This window comes from Mycobacterium europaeum (genome assembly GCF_002102155.1).
GTDB lineage: Bacteria > Actinomycetota > Actinomycetes > Mycobacteriales > Mycobacteriaceae > Mycobacterium > Mycobacterium europaeum.
Map to the genome: position 1 here is coordinate 1 of NZ_LQOU01000016.1, position 21,726 is coordinate 21,726.

The following is a 21,726-nucleotide window of genomic DNA, read 5'->3' on the forward strand; positions in this document are numbered from 1 at the left end:
CCCGCTCCCCAGCGGACAGCACGATCTCGGCGGCATGAGGCGTCGGCACAACCCAGTCTAACAACTAGATTGCAATTAATGACTCAGGACACTAGAACGTCGCCCTGAGCGACGGCAGCACCACGGCCGCCAGGCCACGAAGGGTGGCCTTGAACATGTCGAAGAAGTCAAAGTAGTCGCGCCACAACGTGATTCGCCCGTCGTGGACTTCGAACACCCCGCACACCCAGAACTGGAGCCGCAGCGGGCCGAAGATGAGGGCGTCGGTGCGCTCGGTGAGCACCGCCCCGCCGTCGGCGGCGATGCGATGGATCTTCACCTCGAAGGCGGCGCGGCCGTCCATCTGGCGAAACAGCTTCATGGCCCGGACGCGGCCGTGAATCGTCGGCAACCCGACGTTCTCGTAGACGAGGTTGTCGTCCAGCGCCGCGTCGGCGGTGTCGTAGTCCGCGTCCTGCAGGGCGTTCAGGAAGCCCTCCACCGTGCGGGTGTTCGCAACGGCGGTACCGGTCAGCTCGGTCATGACTGCCAGCGTAGGCGAGCGTGCGGGTCGCGCGCTGTGGCAGGGTGAGGCCGATGCGTGTCGCTGTGGTCGCCGGGCCGGATCCCGGTCACTCGTTTCCCGCGATCGCGCTGTGCCAACGCTTCGCCGAGGCCGGCGACCAGCCCACGCTGTTCACCGGCGGTCAGTGGCTCGACACCGCCCGCGCCGCCGGCATCAACGCCGCCGCGTTGGACGGTCTGGTGGCCACCGACGACGACGTCGACGCCGGGGCCCGCATCCATCGGCGCGCGGCGCGGATGGCCGTCCTCAACGCGCCCGCGCTGCGCGACCTGGCGCCCGACCTGGTGGTCTCCGACGTCATCACCGCAGGCGGCGGCATGGCCGCCGAGCTGCTGGGCATCCCGTGGATCGAGCTCGACCCGCATCCGCTGTACCTGCCGTCGAAGGGGCTGCCGCCGATCGGCAGCGGACTGGCGCCGGGCACCGGCCTGCGCGGCCGGCTCCGCGACGCCGCGATGCGCGCGCTGAGCGCGCGGTCCTGGCGCGCGGGCCTGCGGCAGCGCGCCGCCGCGCGGGTCGAGATCGGGCTGCCGGCCCGTGACCCCGGGCCGCTGCGGCGCCTGATCGCCACCCTGCCGGCCCTGGAGGTGCCGCGGCCGGACTGGCCGCCGGAGGCCGTGCTGGTGGGGCCCCTGCACTTCGAACCGACCGATCGGGTGCTGGACATCCCGGCCGGCTCGGGGCCCGTGGTGGTGGTCGCGCCGTCGACCGCATTGACCGGGACCGAGGGGCTGGCCGAGGTCGCGCTGGCTCATCTGCGGCCGGGGGAGACGCTCCCGGCCGGATCGCGGCTGGTGGTCTCGCGGCTGGGCGGGGCGGATCTGCAGGTGCCGCCGTGGGCGGTGGTCGGGCTGGGCAGCCAGGCCGAGCTGTTGACGCACGCCGACGTGGTGGTCTGCGGCGGCGGGCACGGCATGGTGGCCAAGACGCTGCTGGCGGGGGTGCCCCTGGTGGTGGTGCCCGGGGGCGGGGACCAATGGGAGATGGCCAACCGGGTGGTCCGGCAGGGCAGCGGGCGGCTGATCCGGCCGCTGACCCCCGAGGCGCTGGTCGCCGCGGTCAACGAGGTGCTGTGCTCGCCCCGATACCGGGCAGCCGCCCGGGCCGCCGCCGCTAGCATCGCCAGTGTGGCCGATCCGGTCCGCGTGTGCCACGAAGCGCTCGCCCCTGCGGGATGATTGGCCGGTTCGCGACGGGAGGGCAATGGCAATGAGGACGATCGCCGCCGGCGGCCTGCTTCTGGCCCTGGTGTTCGGCTCGGGCATCGCGCACGCCGACAGCGGCGACGAGCAGCAGGCCTGCCAGTTGATGGACGACCCGGCGGCCGCTCAGCAGGGATTCGAGCCGGTCGAATACGCCTTCATGCAGTTGCGTTCCAGGATGTCGGCGGAGCGCGCGCGGACCATCATGTCCGAGGCCGTTCAGGACTACTGCCCGAATCACTGGGCCGACCTGCCGGCCAGCTGGCGGTGACGGGGCCGGTGTCTGATCACTGCACCGGTGGGTATCTTGCTGGCGTGCGGTTAACGGAATTCAACGAGCGGGTCGTGCTGCGATTCGGCGCGGCGTACGGCTCTTCGGTGCTGGCGGACCACGTGCTGACCGGATTCGACGGCCGCACCGCCAACCAGGCGATCGAGGACGGCGTCGAGCCCCGCGACGTGTGGCGGGCCCTGTGCGTCGACTTCGACGTGCCGCGCGACCAGTGGTGAATCCGGGCTATCCGCGGGTGCGGCGCGGTGTTCGGCGCAACACGCAGTCGCCGCACACCGATCCGCCGGGCACGCGGTAGAACAGGCAGCAACTGCGCCGCCTGAAGTCGAGAAGGGCGCCGGTGACGGCGCCGGATCCGGCCAGCGTGCCGGTGTCCAGCAGCGAGTTCGTCACCTCTACGATCGGGCCGCGCAGGCCGGGCCGCGCCGTCAGCAGGGCGCGGGACGCCCCGACCAGCGCGGAGGCGATGTTGCCCGCCAGCAGGGCCGGCGCCAGCTTGACCCGCAGTCCGGCGGCGAGCGGCCGCAGGTGCTGTTCGACGACGATGCGGTAGAGAAATCCCGCCGACGGCCGGTCGACGGGCCGCCCGACGGGTGCGGGCAACCGCAGTTGCGCCCCCTCGTCGGCGCGTTGCAGGTCGTCGAGGTCGGGCACGACCCCATGGCCCAGCGCGCACGCGAGCACCGGTGACCACAGGCGGGTGGCGTGACCGAGCTGGACCAGCGAGGCCGCGATCCGCAGGTCCGTCGTGCGATAGCGCTTCGCGGTGGCGTCGACCAAGTCGGTGAAGCCGTCGGCGTACGACCGGCCGGCCGGGTGCCATCCGGCCGCGTCGCCACCCACGGTCAACGCGAAAAACCCGTGGAGGGAAGAGATTTCGGCCAGCTCAGCAGAGATGTCCATGTGTGCGCGACCAAGCCTCCTTCAAGGGGAGATCCGCCCGACATCCTGGGGGAGCGCCGACGGCGAGTGTCCGGCTCACGGGGCGGACTCCGGTCAGGCGGGACCGCACCGGATTCACGCCGGTTTCCTCAGGCTCGTCGGGCTTTATCGGCCCCGTCAAGCGCCTTTCGGCAGCAGATGTTGCCACATGGGGTTGCCGGGCCCGGCGTGTCCACTTGAATCGAACACGTGTTCGGCTACTGTGGGGAACGTTCGGTGAGTCAACTTGTCGGTGGCCCTCTCTAGTGTCACGGCCAACCGACCGACACCGGTCACCGAACACACCGAACCATAGGAGAGGCACCATGGCGCAAGCCCCCGACCGCGAGAAGGCTCTCGAGCTGGCGATGGCCCAGATCGAAAAGAGCTATGGCAAAGGCTCGGTGATGCGTCTCGGCGACGAGATGCGTCAGCCGATCTCGGTCATCCCGACCGGATCCATCGCACTGGACGTGGCCCTGGGCATCGGCGGGCTGCCCCGCGGCCGGGTCGTGGAGATCTACGGCCCGGAATCCTCGGGTAAGACCACCGTCGCCCTGCACGCGGTGGCCAACGCCCAGGCCGCCGGTGGCGTCGCGGCGTTCATCGACGCCGAGCACGCCCTGGACCCCGATTACGCCAAAAAGCTTGGTGTGGACACCGATTCCCTGCTGGTGAGCCAGCCCGACACGGGGGAGCAGGCCCTCGAGATCGCCGACATGCTGATCCGCTCCGGCGCGCTGGACATCCTGGTCATCGACTCGGTGGCGGCCCTGGTGCCCCGCGCGGAACTCGAGGGCGAGATGGGTGACAGCCACGTCGGGTTGCAGGCCCGGCTGATGAGCCAGGCGCTGCGGAAAATGACCGGCGCGCTGAACAATTCGGGAACCACCGCGATCTTCATCAACCAGCTGCGCGAGAAGATCGGGGTGATGTTCGGCAGCCCGGAAACCACCACGGGTGGAAAGGCCTTGAAGTTCTACGCGTCGGTGCGCATGGACGTGCGCCGGATCGAGACGCTCAAGGACGGCACCAACGCGGTCGGCAACCGCACCCGCGTCAAGGTCGTCAAGAACAAGGTGTCGCCGCCGTTCAAGCAGGCCGAATTCGACATCCTCTACGGCAGGGGGATCAGCCGGGAGGGCTCGCTGATCGACATGGGCGTGGAGCAGGGCTTCATCCGCAAGTCCGGTTCCTGGTTCACCTACGAAGGTGAGCAGCTCGGTCAGGGCAAGGAGAACGCCCGCACCTTCCTGATGGAAAACGACGAGGTGGCCAACGAGATCGAGAAGAAGATCAAGGAAAAGCTCGGCATTGGTGCGGTCGTGACCGATGGCCTGTCCGATGACAGCGTCCTGCCCGCCCCCGTCGATTTCTGAGCCCTCCCGCGAGGAGCAGGCGCGGACGCTGTGCCTGCGCCTGCTCACCGCGCGGGCGCGCACCCGGGCCGAGCTGCACGGCCAGCTGGCGAAACGCGGTTACCCCGAGGACGTCAGCGCTTCGGTGCTCGACCGGCTCGCCGCCGTCGGCCTGGTCGATGACACCGACTTCGCGCAGCACTGGGTGCAGTCCCGCCGGGCGAAAAGCCGGCGGGCCCTGGCCGCCGAACTGCACACCAAGGGCGTCGACGGGGACGTGATCGCTACGGCGCTGTCCGAAATCGACGCGGGAGCCGAACGGGACCGGGCCGAGCAGTTGGTGCGGGCGAAGCTGCGCCGGGAAACGCTCGACGGCGACGACGCGCGCGTGACCCGCCGGCTGGTCGGAATGCTCGCGCGTCGCGGCTACAGCCAGAACCTCGCGGGCCAAGTGGTCCTGGCCGAGCTGGCCGCCGAACGGGAGCGCCGCCGAGTTTAGCCCGCTGAAGTGCGGTTTCTCGCGGGCCGACCGGTCGCCGTACCATGGCTCCGTGACTTCGATGGTGGTGCGGGACGCTGCGGGTGCGGCCGGCGACGCGGGGCCCGCGCGCACCTACGAGGTCCGCACCTACGGCTGCCAGATGAACGTGCACGACTCCGAGCGGTTGGCGGGTCTGCTGGAAGCAGCCGGCTATCGGCGGGCCGTCGAGGGCGCCGACGCCGACGTCGTCGTCTTCAACACCTGCGCCGTCCGCGAAAACGCCGACAACAAGCTGTACGGCAACCTCAGCCACCTGGCCCCGCGTAAACGGGCCAACGCCGAGATGCAGATCGCGGTCGGGGGCTGCCTGGCGCAGAAAGACCGGGACGCGCTGCTGCGCAAGGCGCCCTGGGTCGACGTCGTGTTCGGCACGCACAACATCGGGTCGCTGCCCACGCTGCTCGAACGGGCCCGGCACAACAAGACCGCCCAGGTGGAGATCGCCGAGTCGCTGCAGGAGTTCCCGTCGTCGCTGCCGAGCGCGCGCGAATCCGCCTACGCCGCTTGGGTTTCCGTCTCCGTCGGGTGCAACAACAGCTGCACCTTCTGCATCGTCCCCTCGTTACGGGGCAAGGAGGTCGACCGCAGCCCGGCCGACGTCCTGGCCGAGGTGAGGGCGCTGGTGGACGACGGCGTGCTCGAGGTCACGCTGCTGGGCCAGAACGTCAACGCCTACGGGGTGTCGTTCGCCGACCCGACGCTGCCCCGCGATCGCGGCGCCTTCGCGCGGCTGCTGCGGGCCTGCGGCGACATCGACGGCCTGGAACGCGTGCGGTTCACCTCCCCGCACCCCGCCGAATTCACCGACGACGTCATCGACGCCATGGCGCAGACGCCGAACGTCTGCCCCGCCCTGCACATGCCGCTGCAGTCGGGCTCCGACCGGGTGCTGCGCGCGATGCGGCGCTCGTACCGCGCCGAGCGCTACCTCGGCATCATCGACCGCGTCCGCGCGGCCATGCCGCACGCCGCCATCACCACCGACCTGATCGTCGGGTTCCCCGGCGAGACCGAAGCGGACTTCGCGCAAACCCTGGAGGTCGTGCGCCAGGCCCGGTTCTCGGCCGCGTTCACCTTCCAGTACTCCAAGCGGCCCGGCACCCCGGCCGCCGAACTCGACGGGCAGCTCCCGAAAGCCGTTGTGCAGGAACGCTATGAGCGGCTGGTCGAGCTGCAGGAGCAGATCTCGCTGGAGGGTAATCGCGCGCTGGTCGGCCAGACCGTGGAATTGCTGGTCGCCGCCGGCGAGGGGCGCAAGGACACCCGCACGGCCCGGATGACGGGCCGTGCCCGCGACGGCCGCCTGGTGCACTTCGGCGCCGACGACCGGGTGCGACCGGGGGACGTCGTCACCGCGGTGATCACCCAGGCCGCGCCGCACCACCTCATCGCCGACGCCGGCATCCTCAGCCACCGCCAGACCCGCGCGGGAGACGCGCACGCCGCCGGGCAGCGCCCCGGCGGCATTGGTCTCGGCATGCCCGCCGTGGGACCGCCCGGCCCCACGAAATCCACCCAACCCCTTGGATGTGCCCGATGAATGAAGAACACCCGCATTACCACGCCTTGCGGAGCGAAATCGAGGCCGCCGAGCGCCGGGTCGCGCGCGGATTCGACCCGGGCCCGCGCGGCTTCGTCGTGGCGATCCTGGTCTTCGTGTTGCTGGGATCGTTCATCCTGCCGCACACCGGCTCCGTGCGGGGCTGGGACGTGTTGTTCACCAGCCGCGGGGCCGGCGCGGCCGCGGTGGCGCTGCCGTCGCGCGTCTTCGGCTGGCTGACGCTGGTGTTCGGCGTCGGGTTCTCGATGCTGGCGTTGGTGACCCGCCGCTGGGCGCTGGCCTGGGTCGCGCTGGCGGGTTCGGCGCTCGCCGGTGCGGCGGGGCTGCTGGCCATCTGGTCGCGCCAGACGGTGGCCGCGGGTCATCCGGGCCCCGGGGTGGGGCTGATCGCGGCGTGGATCGTCGTCCTGGTGCTGACCTATCAGTGGACCCGGGTGGTGTGGTCGCGGACCATCGTGCAACTCGCGGCCGAGGAGGAGCGGCGCCGGGTCGCGGCGCAGCAGCAGTCGATGACGCTGCTCGACAGCCTGGGCGGCGGACCCAGGGCCGACATTCCGAACCGCCCCGACCCGATGTCCCGGGGATCCGAAGCCTAAGGCTTACGGGTCAGCGCCTCGGCGGCCGCCTGGGCCCACTGCCGCCACTGTTCGGCGTTGGCCCTGGCCTCTGCGGCCTCCTTGGTGCGGCCCGCCGCCGCGGCCTTCTCGGCCTGCTGCTCGTATTGTTCGGCGCGCGTGCGGAACTGCTCGGCGCGCGCCTGCGCCTGGGGGTCCGACCAGTCGGCCTCGCCCGCCTCGCGCACCTTCTTCTCGACCGCCCGCAGCCGACGCTCCAACTCGGCGGACCGCTCCCGCGGCACCTTGCCGATCGCGTCCCACTTCTCGGCGATCGAGCGCAGCGCCGCCCTGGCCGCGTCGTGGTTGCCGGTGTCGATCTTCTCCGCCTCGGCCAGCAGCGCCTCCTTGGCGGTGGCATTGGCCCTCAGCTCCGCGTCCTTCTCCGCCGTCGCCGCGTTGCGGGCCGTGAAGAAGACGTCCTGGGCCGCCTTGAACCGCCGCCACAGCGCGTCGTCGACGTCGCGGGCCGCTCGGCCCGCCGCCTTCCACTCCGTGAGCAGCTTGCGGAATTCCGCGCTGGTGGCGGCCCACTCCGTCGAATCGGACAGCTCCTCGGCCCGCTCGCAGAGTCGTTCCTTGGCCTGGCGAACGCCCAGCCGTTCGCGGTCCAGTTCGGCGAAATGGGATCCGCGCCGCCGGTTGAACGCCTCCCGGGCCGCCGAATAGCGCTTCCACAGCGCGTCGTCGACCTTGCGGTCCAGGCCGTTGATGGTCTTCCACTCGTCGAGGATGGCCCGCAGGCGGTCGCCGGCGGTCTTCCACTGCGTGGAGTTGGCGCCCAACTCCTCGGCCTCGGCGGCCAGCGCCTCCTTGCGCGCGGTCTGGGCGGCGCGATGCTCGTCGCGACGGGATCGCTCCGCGGCGACCGTGGCCTCGACCTGTTCGACGAGGCTGGTCAGCCGGCGCGCGAGCGCGTCGACGTCGCCCAGTACGGCCGCCGTCGGCAAGGTCTCGGCGAGCTCGGAGGCGTGCGCCTTGATCTTGCGGGCGTCGCCGGTGCCCGCCGCGAGCCGCTCCTCCATGAGCGTGACCTCGGTACTCAAGTCGTCGAAGCGGCGGCCGAAGTGGGCGAAGGCGGCTTCGGGGTCACCGGCCTGCCAGGAGCCGACGACGCGCTCGCCGCCGGCGGTGATCAGCCACACCGTGCCGTCGTCGTCGACGCGGCCGAACCGGTGCGGATCGCTGGTGGGCGGTGCCGGCACCGGGTGGACGGCGGGCCGCGGCCCCGGGCCCTGCGGCCGGGGACCCGGGCGTGGTCCCGGGCGTGGCACCGGGCCCGGAACCGGTTGGGGCGCCGGCCCGGCCGGCTCTGCGCCGTGGGGTTCGTCAGCCGTCATGCGCTCGTCACCTACCCTTCGCGCGGTTGCTGTTCCGCGCACCTGCCGCGCGTAGCGGCACCGTCTGCTGTACCTGTGGGTCGGCATCGCGGCTCTCCCAACAGCTACTCACCAGTATTCAAGCAGCTTGGCGGCCCGTGCGCCGCCACCGGTGATCCTTTCGCGCGGGATGCATCGCCGCAGACGCAGCGGGTACGACAGTTCTCCGTACCCTGACTCGGGCGGAGAAACCATGGCCAAGGCGGACATCGCCGCTTTGCTCGCGTTGGCGTCGGCGCTCTGCGTCGCGGTCGGCGACGTGCTGCAGCAGCGTGCGACACACCGGATCACCGACACGTCGGTCGGGCACCTTGAACTGTTCCGCAGGTTGCTCGGCAACCGGCGGTGGAGGTGCGGGGCCGTGATGCTGGTGGTCAGCATCGGCCTGCAGGCGGCCGCACTGAACCAGGGTTCGGTGTTGCTGGTGCAGCCGTTGCTGGTCCTGTCGCTGCTGTTCGCGCTGCCCATCAGCGCCAGGTCGGCAGGCCGCTCCGTCACCGCGCGGGAGTGGGCCTGGGCGGTGGTGCTGATCGCGGCGGTGACGGTGGTCGTGACGGTCGGCAACCCGCAGGCGGGCCATGCGACGGCGTCGCTACGGACGTCGGCCACCGTGGCGGCGGTCCTGGCACCGGTGCTGGCAGCGTGCGGGTCGACGCCTGCGCGACGCGGGACCGGGTCGCGGCGCGGCTCGGACTCGCCGCAGCCCAGCCCGGGTGACTTGCCGGCGTTACCCGATTGCAGTGTTACCCACAGCACTTCCATAGGTTGATGACGTATGAACGACGAGGGTGATTCGCTGAACGCCTGCGGCGTGGGCAACGTCATACGGTTGTTGCTGAATTGAAGGCGAATTTTGAGTGTATTTGCCGTTGCGCGAGGGAAAGCTGGTCGGGGCAGTTTTTGAGGTGAGGGGTCGCTATGTCGAAGGTTGATGTCGCGGCGTTGATCGCATTGTGCGCGGCGATGGCGTCCGCGGTCGGCGATGTGATCCGCCAGCGCTCGGCGCAGGAGATCACGGACAAAGATGTCGGCCATCTCGAGTTGTTCCGCATGTCGCTGCGGGACACCCGCTGGTGGTTGGGGGGCCTGGCGGCGATCGTCAACTACAGCCTGCAGGCCGGCGCGCTGGCTTGGGGCTCGGTGGTGCTGGTGACCGCGCTGCAGGTGACCGCGTTGCTGTTCGCGCTGCCGATCTACGCGCGGCTGACCAAGCGGCAGGTGACCCGCTGGGAGTGGCTCTGGGCGGTGATACTGGCCGGCGCCCTGGCCGTGGTCATCCTCGTCGGCGACCCGGCCGCCGGCAACCAGCGCGCGGCGGTCGGGACGTGGGCCGTCGTGGCCGCGGTGGCGGTGCCACTGCTGGTGGCGTGCGTGGTGGCCGCGCGGATCTGGTCGGGCAGCCCGCTGGCGGCCGCGCTGCTGGCCGTGGTGGCCGGGTCGGCCTTGGCGTTGTTCGCGGTGCTGACCAAGGGCATCGTTCAGGTGTCCGAGGACGGCCCGCTGAACGTGCTGACCGCACCGGAGTTCGTGCCCTGGCTGCTGCTGGCGCTGACCGGGATGATCTTCCAGCAGTCGGCGTTCCGTGCCGGCGCGCTGACGGCCTCCATGCCCACGATGACCGTGGCGAAGCCCGTGGTGGCCGGCCTGCTGGGCATCTTCGTGCTCGGCGAAACGCTGAACGCCACGGGACCCAAGGCCTTCGTGCTGGTCGCGGCGGTGGCCGTGGTGATCGTGGCGACGATCGCGCTGGCCCGCGGCGAGGCCGCCACCATGGTCGCGAAGGTCGGCCGTGACGCGGGAAACATCGCGCCGGGCACGTGGTCGCCCGGCGACGGCGAGACCGGCCCTGTTAGCGGTCACATCATGGCGGCGACGGCCGAGGCCTGAAAACGCCGCGCCGGCGAAACGTTAGTTTGGTGGCGTGCTCAGCGGCATTGCGATCGTTCCGTCGGCGCCGCTGCTGGTGCCCGAGCTCGCCGGAGCCGCCGCCGCGGAGGTGACCGACCTGGCGGCCGCGGTGCTGGCGGCGGCCGCCCTGCTGCCCGCGCGCTGGACCGTCATCGGGACTGCCGCGCGTGACGAGGCGTGCGGTCCCCACACGGCCGGCACTTTCGCGGGTTTCGGGGCGGACCTCCGCGTCCGGCTGTCCCCGTCGGCCAACGACGAATCGCCGGCCGACCTGCCCGTGTGCGTCTTGCTCGCCGCCTGGCTCCGCGGCCAGGTCCGCCCCGACGCCACCGCGCGGGCACGGGTCTACTCCGCCGACCACGACGCCGGCACCGCGCTGGACCGCGGGCGTTTGTTACGGGCCGAGATCGACGCCTCACCCGAGCCCATCGGCGTGCTGGTGGTGGCCGACGGCGCCAACACCCTGACCCCCGCCGCCCCCGGGGGCTACGACCCGGGGAACGCCGACGCGCAGCAGGCCCTCGACGACGCGCTGGCCACCGGTGACGTCGCAGCACTGACGCGGCTGCCGCGGCAGATCCTGGGCCGGGCCGCCTTCCAGGTCCTGGCCGGGCTGGCCGAACCCGGACCGCGATCGGCCAAGGAGTTGTACCGGGGCGCCCCCTACGGCGTGGGCTACTTCGCCGGTGCCTGGCAGCTCTGAGGCAACCGTGCGACCGCTGGCGATCATCGGCCCCACCGGAACCGGCAAGTCGCAGCTTGCCCTCGACATCGCGGAACGGCTCGAGGGCGGCGCCGAGGTCGTCAACGCCGACGCGATGCAGCTGTACCGCGGGATGGACATCGGCACCGCCAAGCTGCCCGTCGACCAACGCCGCGGCATCCCGCACCACCAGCTCGACGTTCTCGACGTCACCGAGACCGCGACCGTCGCCCGCTACCAGGGCGCAGCCGCCGCGGACGTCGAGGCGATCGCGGCCCGCGGCGCCGTGCCCCTCATCGTGGGCGGCTCCATGCTCTACGTGCAGTCCCTGCTCGACGACTGGTCGTTCCCCGCCACCGATCCGGCCGTGCGGGCGCGCTGGGAACGGCGGCTGGCCGAGGTCGGGGTCGGCGGCCTGCACGCCGAGCTGGCCCGTCGCGACCCCGCCGCGGCCGCGGCCATCCTGCCCACCGACGCGCGGCGCACGGTGCGCGCGCTCGAGGTGGTCGAGCTGACCGGACGGCCGTTCGCCGCGTCCGCACCGCGCATCGGCGCACCGAGGTGGGACACCGTCATCATCGGACTCGATTGCGAGACAACGACTCTCGACGAGAGGCTGGCCCGTCGCACCGACGCCATGTTCGACCAGGGCCTGGTCGACGAGGTGGGCGCGCTGCTCGGCAGGGGCCTGCGCGACGGGGTCACCGCGTCGCGCGCCCTGGGCTACGCGCAGGTGATCGAGGCGCTCGACGCCGGGGGTGGCGCCGATCGACTGCGCGACGCCCGGGAGCAGACGTACGTGGGCACCCGACGCTACGTGCGGCGCCAGCGGTCGTGGTTCCGCCGCGACCACCGGGTCCGCTGGCTGGACGCGAGCGACGGCGCCCGGCTCGTCGACGAAGCCCTGCACGCCTGGCGCCACGTATCCTGAGCAGGTGCAATTCGCTAAGGGCCACGGCACCGAGAACGACTTCCTGGTGCTACCCGACGAGCACGCCGCGCTCGACCTCACCGCCGCCCGGGTGGCCGCCCTCTGCGACCGGCGGCGCGGGCTGGGCGCCGACGGGGTGCTGCGCGTCACCACCGCCGGCGCCGCGCTGGCGGCAGGCGTGCTCGACCGGCTGCCCGACGGCGTCGCCTCGGCCGATTGGTACATGGACTACCGCAACGCCGACGGCTCGCTCGCCCAGATGTGCGGCAACGGCATCAGGGTGTTCGCGCACTACCTGCGCGCCAGCGGGCTGGAGGCTCGCGACGAGTTCGTGGTGGGGTCACCGGCCGGCCCGCGGCCGATCACCGTGCACCGCGCCGAGGCCACCCGGGCCGACATCAGCGTCGACATGGGCAAGGCCAACACGCTGGGTCCCGGAAGCGCTGTCGTCGGCGGCCGCCGGTTTTCCGGCCTGGCGGTCGACGTGGGCAACCCCCACCTGGCCTGCGTGGACCCCGGCCTGACCGCCGAGGAGCTGGCGGGGCTGGACGTGGCCGCCCCGGTCAGCTTCGACCGCGCCCAGTTCCCCGACGGGGTCAACATCGAAATCCTCACCTCACCCGTCGACGGCGAGGTGCGGATGCGGGTACACGAACGGGGCGTGGGCGAGACGCGCTCATGCGGCACCGGCACGGTCGCGGCCACCGTCGCCGCGCTGGCCGCCGCCGGTGCGGCCACCGGCACGCTGACCGTGCGGGTGCCGGGCGGTGACGTCGTCGTCACGATCACCGACGCCACCAGCTACCTGAGGGGGCCGTCGGTGTTGGTGGCCCGGGGGGAGGTCAGCGAGGAATGGTGGGACGCGCAGGAGCGTTAATTCGGGTGCACGGCGCCGATTCGCCGTGCATCATCTTGTATTGCCTATGACACAGCCTGAATTTCAAAATCCCGCTCCCGCAGTCGCGGAGCCAAGCACCGGCGAGCTCGCCCTCGAAGACCGGTCGGCGCTGCGCCGCGTCGCCGGTCTGTCCACCGAGCTCACCGACGTCTCCGAAGTCGAGTACCGCCAGCTGCGGCTGGAACGCGTCGTGCTGGTCGGTGTCTGGACCGACGGCACCGCCGCCGACAGCGAGGCCAGCATGGCCGAGCTGGCCGCCCTGGCCGAGACGGCCGGCTCCCAGGTGCTCGAAGGGCTCATCCAGCGCCGCGACAAGCCCGACCCGTCGACCTACATCGGCTCGGGCAAGGCCCAGGAGCTGCGCGAGGTGGTGCTGGCGACCGGCGCCGACACGGTGATCTGCGACGGTGAACTGTCCCCGGCGCAGCTGACCGCGCTGGAAAAGGCGGTGAAGGTCAAGGTCATCGACCGCACTGCGCTGATCCTGGACATCTTCGCCCAGCACGCCACCAGCCGGGAGGGCAAGGCGCAGGTATCGCTGGCCCAGATGGAGTACATGCTGCCGCGACTGCGCGGCTGGGGTGAGTCGATGTCCCGGCAGGCCGGTGGTCGCGCCGGCGGCAGCGGGGGAGGCGTGGGCCTGCGCGGTCCGGGTGAAACCAAGATCGAGACCGACCGCCGCCGCATCCGCGAACGCATGGCCAAGCTGCGCCGCGAGATCAAGGACATGAAAACGGTCCGCGACACCCAGCGCAGCCGCCGGCGGGCCAGCGACGTGCCCTCGGTGGCCATCGTCGGCTACACCAACGCCGGCAAGTCGAGCCTGCTCAACGCGCTGACCGGAGCGGGGGTCCTGGTGCAGGACGCGTTGTTCGCCACGCTGGAGCCCACCACCCGCCGCGCCGAGTTCGAAGACGGTCGCCCGCTGGTGCTCACCGACACCGTCGGGTTCGTCCGGCACCTGCCCACCCAACTGGTCGAGGCGTTCCGCTCCACGCTGGAGGAGGTCGTCGACGCCGACCTGTTGCTGCACGTGGTCGACGGCTCGGACGTCAACCCGCTGGCCCAGATCAACGCGGTGCGCGAGGTGATCTCGGAGGTCATCGCCGACCATCATGGTGACCCACCGCCCGAGCTGCTGGTGGTGAACAAGGTCGACGCCGCGAGTGGCCTGACGCTGGCCAAGCTGCGGCACGCGCTGCCCGGCGCGATGTTCGTCTCGGCCCGCACGGGTGAGGGCATCGACGCCCTGCGGCGCCGGATGGGCGAGATGGCCGTTCCCGCCGATACCGCCGTGGACGTGGTGATCCCGTATCACCGCGGTGACCTGGTCGCCCGGTTGCACGCCGATGGGCGGGTGCAGCAGGAGGAGCACAACCCCGACGGCACCCGGATCAAGGCCCGGGTTCCGGTGGCCTTGGCCGGCCGGCTGCAAGAGTTCGCGGCCCACTGATTTAGTCGGCGGTCGGACCCCGCCCACTGCCGACCAACCGTCTGGTTGGTATATGTTGGGCGACAGAGTTCCCCGTCGCCGGAGGTCATTCACATGGGCAGTGCCGTCAAGTACCAGCGCACTCTTTTCGAGCCGGAGCACGACCTGTTCCGTGAGTCCTACCGCGCCTTCCTGGACCGCCACGTCGCGCCGCACCACGACGACTGGGAGAAGGCCAAGATCGTGGACCGCGGCGTATGGCTCGAGGCCGGCAAGCAGGGCTTCCTGGGCATGGCGGTGCCGGAGGAGTACGGCGGCGGCGGCAACCCCGACTTCCGGTACAACACGATCATCACCGAGGAGACCACCACCGGCCGCTACAGCGGCATCGGCTTCGGCCTGCACAACGACATCGTGGCGCCGTACCTGCTGGCGTTGGCCACCGAGGAGCAGAAGCAGCGCTGGCTGCCCAAGTTCTGCAGCGGCGAGATCATCACCGCGATCGCGATGACCGAGCCGGGAACCGGCAGCGACTTGCAGGGCATCAAGACCCGCGCGGTCAAGCAGGGCGACCACTACGTGCTCAACGGCGCAAAGACGTTCATCACCAACGGAATCAACGCCGACCTGGTGATCGTGGTCGCCCAGACCGATCCCGACAAAGGCGCGCAGGGCTTTTCGCTGCTCGTCGTCGAACGTGGCATGGAGGGCTTCGAGCGCGGCCGCCACCTGGACAAGATCGGGCTGGACGCGCAGGACACCGCCGAGTTGTCGTTCACCGATGTGAAGGTGCCCGCCGAGAACCTGCTCGGGCAGGAGGGCATGGGGTTCATCTACCTGATGCAGAACCTGCCGCAGGAACGCATCTCGATCGCCATCATGGCCGCCGCGGCGATGGAGCAGGTGCTGGAACACACGCTGCAATACACCAAGGAGCGCAAGGCATTTAACAAGCCGATCGGAAGCTTCCAGAACAGCCGCTTCGTGCTTGCCGAGCTGGCGACCGAGGCCACCGTGGTGCGCATGATGGTCGACGAGTTCATCCGGCTGCACCTGGACAAGAAGCTGACCGCGGAGCAAGCGGCGATGGCCAAGTGGTACTCCACCGAAAAGCAGGTGCACCTCATCGACCGTTGCCTGCAACTGCACGGCGGTTACGGCTACATGCGCGAATACCCCGTTGCCCGTGCCTATCTGGACGCGCGGGTGCAGACCATCTATGGCGGAACGACCGAGATCATGAAGGAGATCATCGGTCGCAGCCTGGGGGTCTAGCCCGCGCGCCATTGGCCGGAAGCGCCGTCGGACCGGCCAATTCGCACCTCGTCGGCAAACCGGATCAGTGCCCGCCGCGGGGCCGAATTCTCGGGTGGATCGTTGCGGAGTTAATGGCTTCACGTACCGTCGGCACATGCGTTTTGGGTACGCCGCCCGGGCAATGGCGCATCGTCACGCCGAAAAGCATGACGGCGCCGAGCGCCTGGTCACGCTCGCCAACTCCGGCGAATGCCGAATGGCTGCGTGCGACGGCACGGACGCCCCATTGCGCAGGCGATCGTCGTCGTCGAGTTTCGGCGCGATTAGCCCAATCGGGCGCGCGCGACCGGACGCCCAGTCGCGATTTGAGCGTGGCTCGGCATCATTTCGACATCGGCGTGGTATCCGTTTTTGTAATATTCCTGATCTGACTTCGCATTTTTCGTTGGCTGGAGCAAAGTTATGCGAGCCCGGCGCAAATGCGGTTCGGTACGCGGTCGTTTCTCCGCGGTCGGACTGCGGCCCGCTCGCCGGCTGTGCGGAAACGGGCATGGCCGCTGATAGGGGAATAGCCGTCGGCTGGGAGGCTGGGTGAACGGGCAGAGAGGTCACATGCGCAGGCTGGTCGGGAGCGCGCTGGTCAGCTTGGCCGCTACGGCAATGGCCGCTGCCTTGCTGGCGCCGCCGGCGGCGGCGTCTCCGATCGGAGACGCCGAGGCGGCCATGATGGCGGCCTGGGAGAAAGCCGGCGGCGACGCTTCACCCCTGGGCGCCCGCAAGGGCGATGTCTATCCCGCCGGGGACGGTTTCGTGCTGGACTTCGACGGCGGCAAGATGTTCTTCACGCCGGCGACCGGCGCGAAGTTCATCTACGGGCCGATCCTGGACAAATACGAGATGCTGGGCGGCCCCGCCGGCAGCGACCTCGGCTTCCCGGCCATCAACGAAGTGCCCGGCCTCGCCGGCCCCGACAGCCGCGTGAGCACCTTCTCGGCCAGCGACAAGCCGGTGATCTTCTGGACACCCGAGCACGGCGCATTCGTGGTACGCGGCGCGATCAACGCCGCGTGGGACAAGCTGGGCAGTTCGGGCGGCGTGCTCGGCGTGCCGATCGGCGACGAGACATACAACGGCGAGGTGTCCGCCCAGAAGTTCAGCGGCGGCCAGGTTTCGTGGAACAGGCAGACGAAGCAGTTCACCACCGAGCCGCCGGCCTTGGCCGACCAGTTGAAGGGCCTGCAGGTGGCGATCGACCCCACCGCGGCCATCAACATGGCCTGGCGCGCGGCCGGCGGCCCCAACGGTCCCCTGGGCGTCAAGAAGGGCGCGCAGTATCCGGTCGGCGGCGAGGGCATCGTCCAGGATTTCGCCAACGGGAAGGTGTACTTCACCCCCGCCACCGGCGCGAACGCCGTCGAAACCAACATCCTGGCCAAGTACGAGTCGCTCGGCGGACCGGCGGGCAGCGACCTGGGTTTCCCCACCACCAATGAGTCCGACGGCGGCATCCCGTCCAGCCGCGTCGTCACGTTCTCCGGCGCCGACAAGCCGGTGATCTTCTGGACCTCGGAGCACGGCGCGTTCGTGGTCCGCGGGGCGATGAAGGCCGCGTGGGACAAGCTCCGCGGACCGACCGGCAAGCTGGGCGCGCCGGTCGGCGACCAGGCCGTCGACGGCGACGTCGTCTCCCAGCAGTTCGCCGGCGGCAAGATCTCGTGGAACCGGGCGAAGAACACGTTCAGCACGGATCCGGCCAACCTCGCGCCGTTGCTCTCCGGCCTGCAGGTGTCGGGGCAGAATCAGCCGAGCAGCTCGGCGATGCCCACCCATGCCAAGAAGTTCACCTGGCAGTCGTGGTGGTTGTTGGCCGTCGTTCCGGTGCTGGCGCTGATCGTGCTGGCGGGGCTGCTGGCCTTCCGGTGGCGCCGGCGTCGCGCCGCCGACGACGCCGGCTACGAGCCCAGCCGCGATTTCGATCTCGGCTACGACACCGCGGGCGACCAGCCCTGGGGACACGACGACGTGACCACCGAGCATTTCGCCCGCCAGGAGGCGGCCCCGGATGCCGGGGCGGCCGGACGGGTGAGCTGGCGGCGGGGCGGCGCGGAGGAGGGTTCGTTCGACCTCGAGCAGGAGGACCCCGACGCGGTCGACACCGACTCGTTCTCCGCCGTCTCGCCGGCGGACCTCTCCGAGGCCGGCTATCCCGCAGCCGAAGCCGAGGCCGGCCACCCCGAAGCCGGCTTTGCCGAACCCGAATACGCCGAAGCCGAGTACGGCGAAACCGAATACGCGGAATCCGATTACGCCGAAACGGATTACGCCGAAGCCGGATACGCCGACGACGAGCCCGAGCCCGCCTACGACGACACCGACCGCGCCGACGGCGAGTACGCGGAGGCCGAATACCTCGATGTCGCCGTTCCCCACACGCCTCCCGACGCCGGGTTCGACGAAGGTGCTCCCGCCCCCGAGCCCGAGCATCCGGACGTCGCGGCACCGCACGTCCCGGCGGACGTGTTCGAGGCCGAGGCAGCCGCCCCGGAGGCCATCGCGCCCGAGGTCGCGGCCGCCGGCACGTCCGAGCAGCGCGGCGGCGGGCGGCACGCGGCCGCCGACGACGAGGACAGCGGCGTGGCGACCGGCCCGGGCGGGCGCCCCACCATCCACCTACCCCTCGACGACCCCTACCAGGCACCCGACGGATACCCGATCAAGGCGAGCGCCCGCTCCGGGCTGTACTACACGCCGGGCAGCGAGCTCTACCACGACACGCTCGCCGAAATCTGGCTGTCCAGTGAGGAAGTGGCGCAGGCCAACGGCTTCGTCAAGGCGGACTGAGCCGGCCGGCGGCCGCGACGGCGCTAGACCTTGCGGATCACCGTGACGACCTTGCCGAGCACGGTCGCATCGTTGCCGGGAATGGGATCGAACGCCGGGTTGTGCGGCATCAGCCATACCTGACCACCCGCGCGCTTGAAGGTCTTCACGGTGGCTTCCCCGTCGAGCATGGCGGCGACGATGTCGCCGTTGTCGGCGACGTTCTGCTGTCGCACGACCACCCAGTCGCCGTCGCAGATCGCCGCCTCGATCATCGAGTCGCCGACGACCTTGAGCAGGAACAGCGTGCCCTCGCCGACCAGCTCGCGCGGCAGCGGGAAGACGTCCTCGACGGCTTCCTCGGCGAGGATGGGGCCACCGGCCGCGATGCGCCCGAGGACCGGAACGAACGTCGGCTCCGGCAGCGCGTCCGAGCCGGCGACTTCGGTGGTCGCTGCCGCCACGTCGTCATCGGCGCCGCGGACGTCGACCGCCCGGGGGCGGTTCGGGTCGCGACGCAGGTATCCCTTGCGTTCCAGTGTGCGCAGCTGATGCGCCACCGACGACGTCGACGTCAGACCGACGGCGTCACCGATCTCCCGGATGCTCGGCGGATAGCCACGGCTGGTGACCGACGCGCGAATGACGTTCAAGATGGTCCGTTGCCGTTCGGTCAGCGATGAATCGACGGCGTGCAGCCGACCGTCCGCGCCGGCCGATGAGGTGTCGTTGCTGTCGCTCATGGCACTGAATGTAACCCCAGCGCGCCCAAGAATCAAACATGTGTTCGACTAGCGTGTCGCCACCGCTCCGCCGCGCGCGAAAAACACGCCGAAGTCGTAAATCACAAAGGTGTAACTCTTCGGCGGATCGGGTATTTCAGCCGCATGTCAGCGCTAGCGCCCGCGAACTTGTCGGTGGGGTGGTCTAGCGTTCGGCTCGTGCGACACGCTTCGCTCACATGTTCGGATTTCGAACACACGAGCGATACAGTCGAACAGCTGAGCGAATTTAGTTGACCGGAGGAACGCAGATGACAATCATCCACACGCTGGCGCCGCGTACCGGCAGCCCACGGCGTCCGGTCAACGGACCGGTCCAGGGCCTTCGTTACGGCCGGGACGGGCTGGATCGTCTGCGCCGCCCCGGCCCGTCGCGGCCGGCGGGCGCGCCCGCGCGCTACCGCGGCACCGGCGTCGCGATGTCGGGCGCGCCGCACCGCAGGCGGCCCGTCACGGTGGCGACCACGATCTGGCTGGCGCTGGCCGCCGGCGCGATCACCCTGTGGCTGGGCCTGGTCGGCAACGTCGGCCAGGTGCTCAACGGCGACTCCGGCAGCTCGGCTGCGCACTTACCGGACCGGTTGGCCGTCGTACGCGTCGAGGCGGGCGAGTCGCTGCAAGACGTCGCTCACCGGGTGGCTCCGGACGCTCCGGCCCGGCAGGTCGCCGACCGCATTCGTGAACTCAACGACATGAACTCGCCGAATGTGGTGGCGGGCCAGACGCTGATCGCCCCCGTCGGCTGACACCCGGGCCTCGCCCGCGCAGGTGGGCGCACGGGTACGCTCGAAGTGCTGCGGTACCTGGTTGTCGGAACGGCGAAGGAGCGGTCATGCATTGTCCGTTCTGTCGTCATCCCGATTCCCGGGTGATCGACTCGAGGGAAACCGATGAAGGGCAGGCCATCCGGCGCCGCCGATCGTGCCCCGAGTGCGGACGGCGCTTCACCACCGTGGAGACCGCGGTGCTGGCTGTGGTCAAACGCAGCGGTGTCACCGAACCGTTTAGCCGGGAGAAGGTCATCAGCGGGGTCCGCCGGGCCTGCCAGGGCCGCCAGGTCGACGACGATGCGCTGAACCTGCTGGCCCAGCAGGTCGAGGACACCGTGCGCGCCGCGGGTTCGCCCGAGGTCCCCAGTCACGAGGTCGGCCTGGCCATCCTCGGCCCGCTGCGCGACCTCGACGAAGTGGCCTACCTGCGGTTCGCGTCGGTGTACCGGTCCTTTGAGTCCGCCGAGGATTTCGAACGCGAGATCCAGGCGCTGCGCGAACACCGTCAGGTCACGACGCCGGGCTGACCCCCGGCCCGCAGCGCCGGCGGGCCGTGCCGGTCCCCATCCCCGCCCGGCTAGGCTCGTTTTCATGCCCATGGACTTGCATCCCGATCTCGACTCCCTGGCGCCACTTCTGGGCACCTGGGCCGGCCGGGGAGCGGGGGAGTACCCGACGATCGAGCCCTTCGACTACCTCGAAGAAGTGGTCTTCTCTCACGTCGGCAAGCCGTTTCTGGCGTACGCGCAAAAGACCAAGGCGGCGGCCGACGGCAAGCCGTTGCACGCCGAGACCGGCTACCTGCGCGTGCCGCAACCCGGTCACCTCGAGCTGGTGCTGGCCCATCCGAGCGGCATCACCGAAATCGAGGTGGGCACGTATACGGTCAGCGGCGGCCTGATCGAAATCGAGCTCTCCACAACGGACGTCGGGCTCACCCCGACCGCCAAGGAGGTCACCTCGCTGGGCCGCTCTTTCCGCATCGACGGCGATGAGCTGTCGTATTCGGTGCGGATGGGGGCGGTCGGGCAACCGTTGCAGCACCACCTCGCCGCGGTGCTGCACCGCCAGCGCTGAGCGCCGGGGCCGGCCGGGGTCAGTTCAGATGGCGGACACCGTCGTTGACGACGCGGCCGGCCACCCCCACCCAGCCCTCGGCGTTCCACGTCGTCTCGATGATCGATCCCTTGCCCTGGGTGATGTGGAGGTCGCGGCTGAGATAGTCGGTGATGCGCATCGCCGCCGAGCCGGTCGCCTCGTCTTCCCGCACGCCGAGATTGGCGGCGAACACGCGGGCGCGCAGCGAACCGGCGGCCTGGTCCGTCCAGGCCCACAGGTAGTGCGCCGTGTCGTCGGGAAAATCCCCCGGGTCGGCGGCCAGAAGCTCGTCGGGCGAACCGAATTCGTGCAGCGCGACCTCGGGCGCCCACTCCGAGCGGGCGCTGATGCCGGTGCGGTCGTCGGCGTAACTCACCTGTACCAGGCCCGCCGACACCTGCAGCGTGTTGATCGGCGTACGGTTCTCCCGCAACCACCACGCCGCGCCGACCGTGGGGTGCCCCGCGAACGCAATCTGGATCAGCGGGGTGTAGATGGTGGCGTGCGCGGTGGTTGACCCGGCGGCGGGAATATCGATGAAAACCGTTTCGCTGTAGCCCAATTCAGTTGCCAGCCGTTGCCGGTCCGCCGGTTCGACCCGGCCGGCATCCACGACGCCGAGCGGATTGCCGAAATTGCCGTCCCGATCGGTGAACACCCGCAACACGGTGACGTCGATACCCATGGCCCGACT

General features: G+C 70.4%; 22 protein-coding genes and 1 pseudogene. 18 read left to right on the top strand and 5 right to left on the bottom strand.

Annotation, left to right across the window (positions count from 1 at the left end; genetic code table 11):
* Positions 1–91: 91 nt before the first annotated feature.
* Complete coding sequence (locus tag AWC03_RS07975) at positions 92–523, bottom strand: limonene-1,2-epoxide hydrolase family protein (protein ID WP_085239983.1); 432 nt, start codon at positions 521–523, stop codon at positions 92–94.
* Between the two features lie 53 nt (positions 524–576).
* Here AWC03_RS07975 and AWC03_RS07980 point away from each other — a divergent pair, with 53 nt between their 5' ends.
* The 3 genes from AWC03_RS07980 to AWC03_RS07990 are packed head-to-tail and all read left to right on the top strand — an operon-like array spanning position 577 to position 2,277.
* Positions 577–1,743: a glycosyltransferase gene (locus tag AWC03_RS07980; RefSeq protein ID WP_085239984.1), complete on the top strand. Its 1,167-nt coding sequence runs from the start codon at positions 577–579 to the stop codon at positions 1,741–1,743.
* Between the two features lie 31 nt (positions 1,744–1,774).
* Positions 1,775–2,038, top strand: a complete 264-nt coding sequence (locus tag AWC03_RS07985) for a hypothetical protein (protein ID WP_085239985.1) — start codon at positions 1,775–1,777, stop codon at positions 2,036–2,038.
* 44 nt (positions 2,039–2,082) lie between these two features.
* Entirely contained in the window at positions 2,083–2,277 is a 195-nt protein-coding gene (locus tag AWC03_RS07990) for a DUF3046 domain-containing protein (RefSeq protein WP_085239986.1), read from the top strand.
* A 7-nt stretch (positions 2,278–2,284) separates the two neighbouring features.
* On the opposite strand, the gene AWC03_RS07995 is transcribed toward AWC03_RS07990, so the two are convergent.
* Positions 2,285–2,962, bottom strand: a complete 678-nt coding sequence (locus AWC03_RS07995) for a (2Fe-2S)-binding protein (protein ID WP_085239987.1) — start codon at positions 2,960–2,962, stop codon at positions 2,285–2,287.
* A 344-nt stretch (positions 2,963–3,306) separates the two neighbouring features.
* On the opposite strand from AWC03_RS07995, the gene recA reads away from it, so the two are divergent.
* From recA to AWC03_RS08015, 4 genes are all read left to right on the top strand, one after another.
* Positions 3,307–4,359 (top strand): recombinase RecA, encoded by a 1,053-nt coding sequence (recA, locus tag AWC03_RS08000; RefSeq protein ID WP_007171543.1) that lies wholly within the window; start codon positions 3,307–3,309, stop codon positions 4,357–4,359.
* A complete protein-coding gene (gene recX / locus AWC03_RS08005) occupies positions 4,325–4,837 on the top strand; it encodes a recombination regulator RecX (RefSeq protein ID WP_085239988.1) in 513 nt (170 codons plus the stop codon). The genes recA and recX overlap by 35 nt, the downstream gene beginning before the upstream one ends.
* 61 nt (positions 4,838–4,898) lie before the next feature.
* Positions 4,899–6,419: a tRNA (N6-isopentenyl adenosine(37)-C2)-methylthiotransferase MiaB gene (miaB, locus tag AWC03_RS08010; protein ID WP_167542807.1), complete on the top strand. Its 1,521-nt coding sequence runs from the start codon at positions 4,899–4,901 to the stop codon at positions 6,417–6,419.
* Positions 6,407–7,036 (top strand): Rv2732c family membrane protein, encoded by a 630-nt coding sequence (locus tag AWC03_RS08015; RefSeq protein ID WP_142278349.1) that lies wholly within the window; start codon positions 6,407–6,409, stop codon positions 7,034–7,036. The genes miaB and AWC03_RS08015 overlap by 13 nt, the downstream gene beginning before the upstream one ends.
* On the opposite strand, the gene AWC03_RS08020 is transcribed toward AWC03_RS08015, so the two are convergent.
* On the bottom strand, positions 7,033–8,394 hold the full coding sequence (locus tag AWC03_RS08020) for a DUF349 domain-containing protein (RefSeq protein ID WP_085239990.1): 1,362 nt from the start codon (positions 8,392–8,394) through the stop codon (positions 7,033–7,035). The genes AWC03_RS08015 and AWC03_RS08020 overlap by 4 nt on opposite strands.
* 232 nt (positions 8,395–8,626) lie before the next feature.
* Between AWC03_RS08020 and AWC03_RS08025 the strand changes: the two are divergent.
* From AWC03_RS08025 to AWC03_RS08065, 8 genes and pseudogenes are all read left to right on the top strand, one after another.
* Positions 8,627–9,079 (top strand): annotated as a pseudogene (locus tag AWC03_RS08025) (DMT family transporter); the annotation flags it as partial.
* Between the two features lie 272 nt (positions 9,080–9,351).
* On the top strand, positions 9,352–10,320 hold the full coding sequence (locus tag AWC03_RS08030; protein WP_085239991.1) for a DMT family transporter: 969 nt from the start codon (positions 9,352–9,354) through the stop codon (positions 10,318–10,320).
* A gap of 34 nt (positions 10,321–10,354) precedes the next feature.
* Entirely contained in the window at positions 10,355–11,044 is a 690-nt protein-coding gene (locus AWC03_RS08035) for a class III extradiol ring-cleavage dioxygenase family protein (protein WP_085239992.1), read from the top strand.
* A gap of 7 nt (positions 11,045–11,051) precedes the next feature.
* The gene (miaA, locus tag AWC03_RS08040; RefSeq protein ID WP_085239993.1) at positions 11,052–11,975 is read left to right on the top strand and encodes a tRNA (adenosine(37)-N6)-dimethylallyltransferase MiaA; all 924 of its coding nucleotides are present in this window, start codon (positions 11,052–11,054) and stop codon (positions 11,973–11,975) included.
* A 4-nt stretch (positions 11,976–11,979) separates the two neighbouring features.
* Positions 11,980–12,852 carry a diaminopimelate epimerase gene (gene dapF / locus AWC03_RS08045; RefSeq protein ID WP_085239994.1) on the top strand — a complete coding sequence of 291 codons (873 nt, stop codon included), beginning with the start codon at positions 11,980–11,982 and terminating at the stop codon, positions 12,850–12,852.
* A 46-nt stretch (positions 12,853–12,898) separates the two neighbouring features.
* Positions 12,899–14,326, top strand: coding sequence for a GTPase HflX (hflX, locus tag AWC03_RS08050; protein ID WP_085239995.1), 1,428 nt, complete (start codon positions 12,899–12,901; stop codon positions 14,324–14,326).
* 93 nt (positions 14,327–14,419) lie between these two features.
* Positions 14,420–15,580, top strand: a complete 1,161-nt coding sequence (locus AWC03_RS08055) for an acyl-CoA dehydrogenase family protein (RefSeq protein WP_085239996.1) — start codon at positions 14,420–14,422, stop codon at positions 15,578–15,580.
* A 573-nt stretch (positions 15,581–16,153) separates the two neighbouring features.
* On the top strand, positions 16,154–18,403 hold the full coding sequence (locus AWC03_RS08065; RefSeq protein WP_431523766.1) for an LGFP repeat-containing protein: 2,250 nt from the start codon (positions 16,154–16,156) through the stop codon (positions 18,401–18,403).
* A gap of 23 nt (positions 18,404–18,426) precedes the next feature.
* Here the strand turns inward: AWC03_RS08065 and lexA are convergent, their stop codons facing one another.
* Entirely contained in the window at positions 18,427–19,125 is a 699-nt protein-coding gene (lexA, locus tag AWC03_RS08070) for a transcriptional repressor LexA (protein ID WP_085239998.1), read from the bottom strand.
* A 290-nt stretch (positions 19,126–19,415) separates the two neighbouring features.
* Between lexA and AWC03_RS08075 the strand changes: the two genes are divergently transcribed.
* The 3 genes from AWC03_RS08075 to AWC03_RS08085 all read left to right on the top strand — a co-directional run bounded on the left by AWC03_RS08075 (position 19,416) and on the right by AWC03_RS08085 (position 21,011).
* A complete protein-coding gene (locus AWC03_RS08075; RefSeq protein ID WP_085239999.1) occupies positions 19,416–19,910 on the top strand; it encodes a LysM peptidoglycan-binding domain-containing protein in 495 nt (164 codons plus the stop codon).
* Between the two features lie 86 nt (positions 19,911–19,996).
* The gene (gene nrdR / locus AWC03_RS08080; protein ID WP_085240000.1) at positions 19,997–20,461 is read left to right on the top strand and encodes a transcriptional regulator NrdR; all 465 of its coding nucleotides are present in this window, start codon (positions 19,997–19,999) and stop codon (positions 20,459–20,461) included.
* A gap of 64 nt (positions 20,462–20,525) precedes the next feature.
* Entirely contained in the window at positions 20,526–21,011 is a 486-nt protein-coding gene (locus AWC03_RS08085; protein ID WP_085240001.1) for a peroxynitrite isomerase, read from the top strand.
* A 19-nt stretch (positions 21,012–21,030) separates the two neighbouring features.
* Here the strand turns inward: AWC03_RS08085 and AWC03_RS08090 are convergent, their stop codons facing one another.
* On the bottom strand, positions 21,031–21,717 hold the full coding sequence (locus AWC03_RS08090) for a PhzF family phenazine biosynthesis protein (RefSeq protein ID WP_085240002.1): 687 nt from the start codon (positions 21,715–21,717) through the stop codon (positions 21,031–21,033).
* Between the last annotated feature and the right edge of the window lie 9 nt (positions 21,718–21,726).

Coding starts and splice junctions, on each gene's coding strand:
- AWC03_RS07975 (WP_085239983.1), bottom strand. CDS start 523: ATGACCGAGCTGACCGGTACCGCCGTTGCGAACACCCGCACGGTGGAG.
- AWC03_RS07980 (WP_085239984.1), top strand. CDS start 577: ATGCGTGTCGCTGTGGTCGCCGGGCCGGATCCCGGTCACTCGTTTCCC.
- AWC03_RS07985 (WP_085239985.1), top strand. CDS start 1,775: ATGAGGACGATCGCCGCCGGCGGCCTGCTTCTGGCCCTGGTGTTCGGC.
- AWC03_RS07995 (WP_085239987.1), bottom strand. CDS start 2,962: ATGGACATCTCTGCTGAGCTGGCCGAAATCTCTTCCCTCCACGGGTTT.
- recA (WP_007171543.1), top strand. CDS start 3,307: ATGGCGCAAGCCCCCGACCGCGAGAAGGCTCTCGAGCTGGCGATGGCC.
- recX (WP_085239988.1), top strand. CDS start 4,325: ATGACAGCGTCCTGCCCGCCCCCGTCGATTTCTGAGCCCTCCCGCGAG.
- miaB (WP_167542807.1), top strand. CDS start 4,899: ATGGTGGTGCGGGACGCTGCGGGTGCGGCCGGCGACGCGGGGCCCGCG.
- AWC03_RS08015 (WP_142278349.1), top strand. CDS start 6,407: ATGTGCCCGATGAATGAAGAACACCCGCATTACCACGCCTTGCGGAGC.
- AWC03_RS08020 (WP_085239990.1), bottom strand. CDS start 8,394: ATGACGGCTGACGAACCCCACGGCGCAGAGCCGGCCGGGCCGGCGCCC.
- AWC03_RS08030 (WP_085239991.1), top strand. CDS start 9,352: ATGTCGAAGGTTGATGTCGCGGCGTTGATCGCATTGTGCGCGGCGATG.
- hflX (WP_085239995.1), top strand. CDS start 12,899: ATGACACAGCCTGAATTTCAAAATCCCGCTCCCGCAGTCGCGGAGCCA.
- AWC03_RS08055 (WP_085239996.1), top strand. CDS start 14,420: ATGGGCAGTGCCGTCAAGTACCAGCGCACTCTTTTCGAGCCGGAGCAC.
- lexA (WP_085239998.1), bottom strand. CDS start 19,125: ATGAGCGACAGCAACGACACCTCATCGGCCGGCGCGGACGGTCGGCTG.
- AWC03_RS08075 (WP_085239999.1), top strand. CDS start 19,416: ATGACAATCATCCACACGCTGGCGCCGCGTACCGGCAGCCCACGGCGT.
- nrdR (WP_085240000.1), top strand. CDS start 19,997: ATGCATTGTCCGTTCTGTCGTCATCCCGATTCCCGGGTGATCGACTCG.
- AWC03_RS08085 (WP_085240001.1), top strand. CDS start 20,526: ATGCCCATGGACTTGCATCCCGATCTCGACTCCCTGGCGCCACTTCTG.
- AWC03_RS08090 (WP_085240002.1), bottom strand. CDS start 21,717: ATGGGTATCGACGTCACCGTGTTGCGGGTGTTCACCGATCGGGACGGC.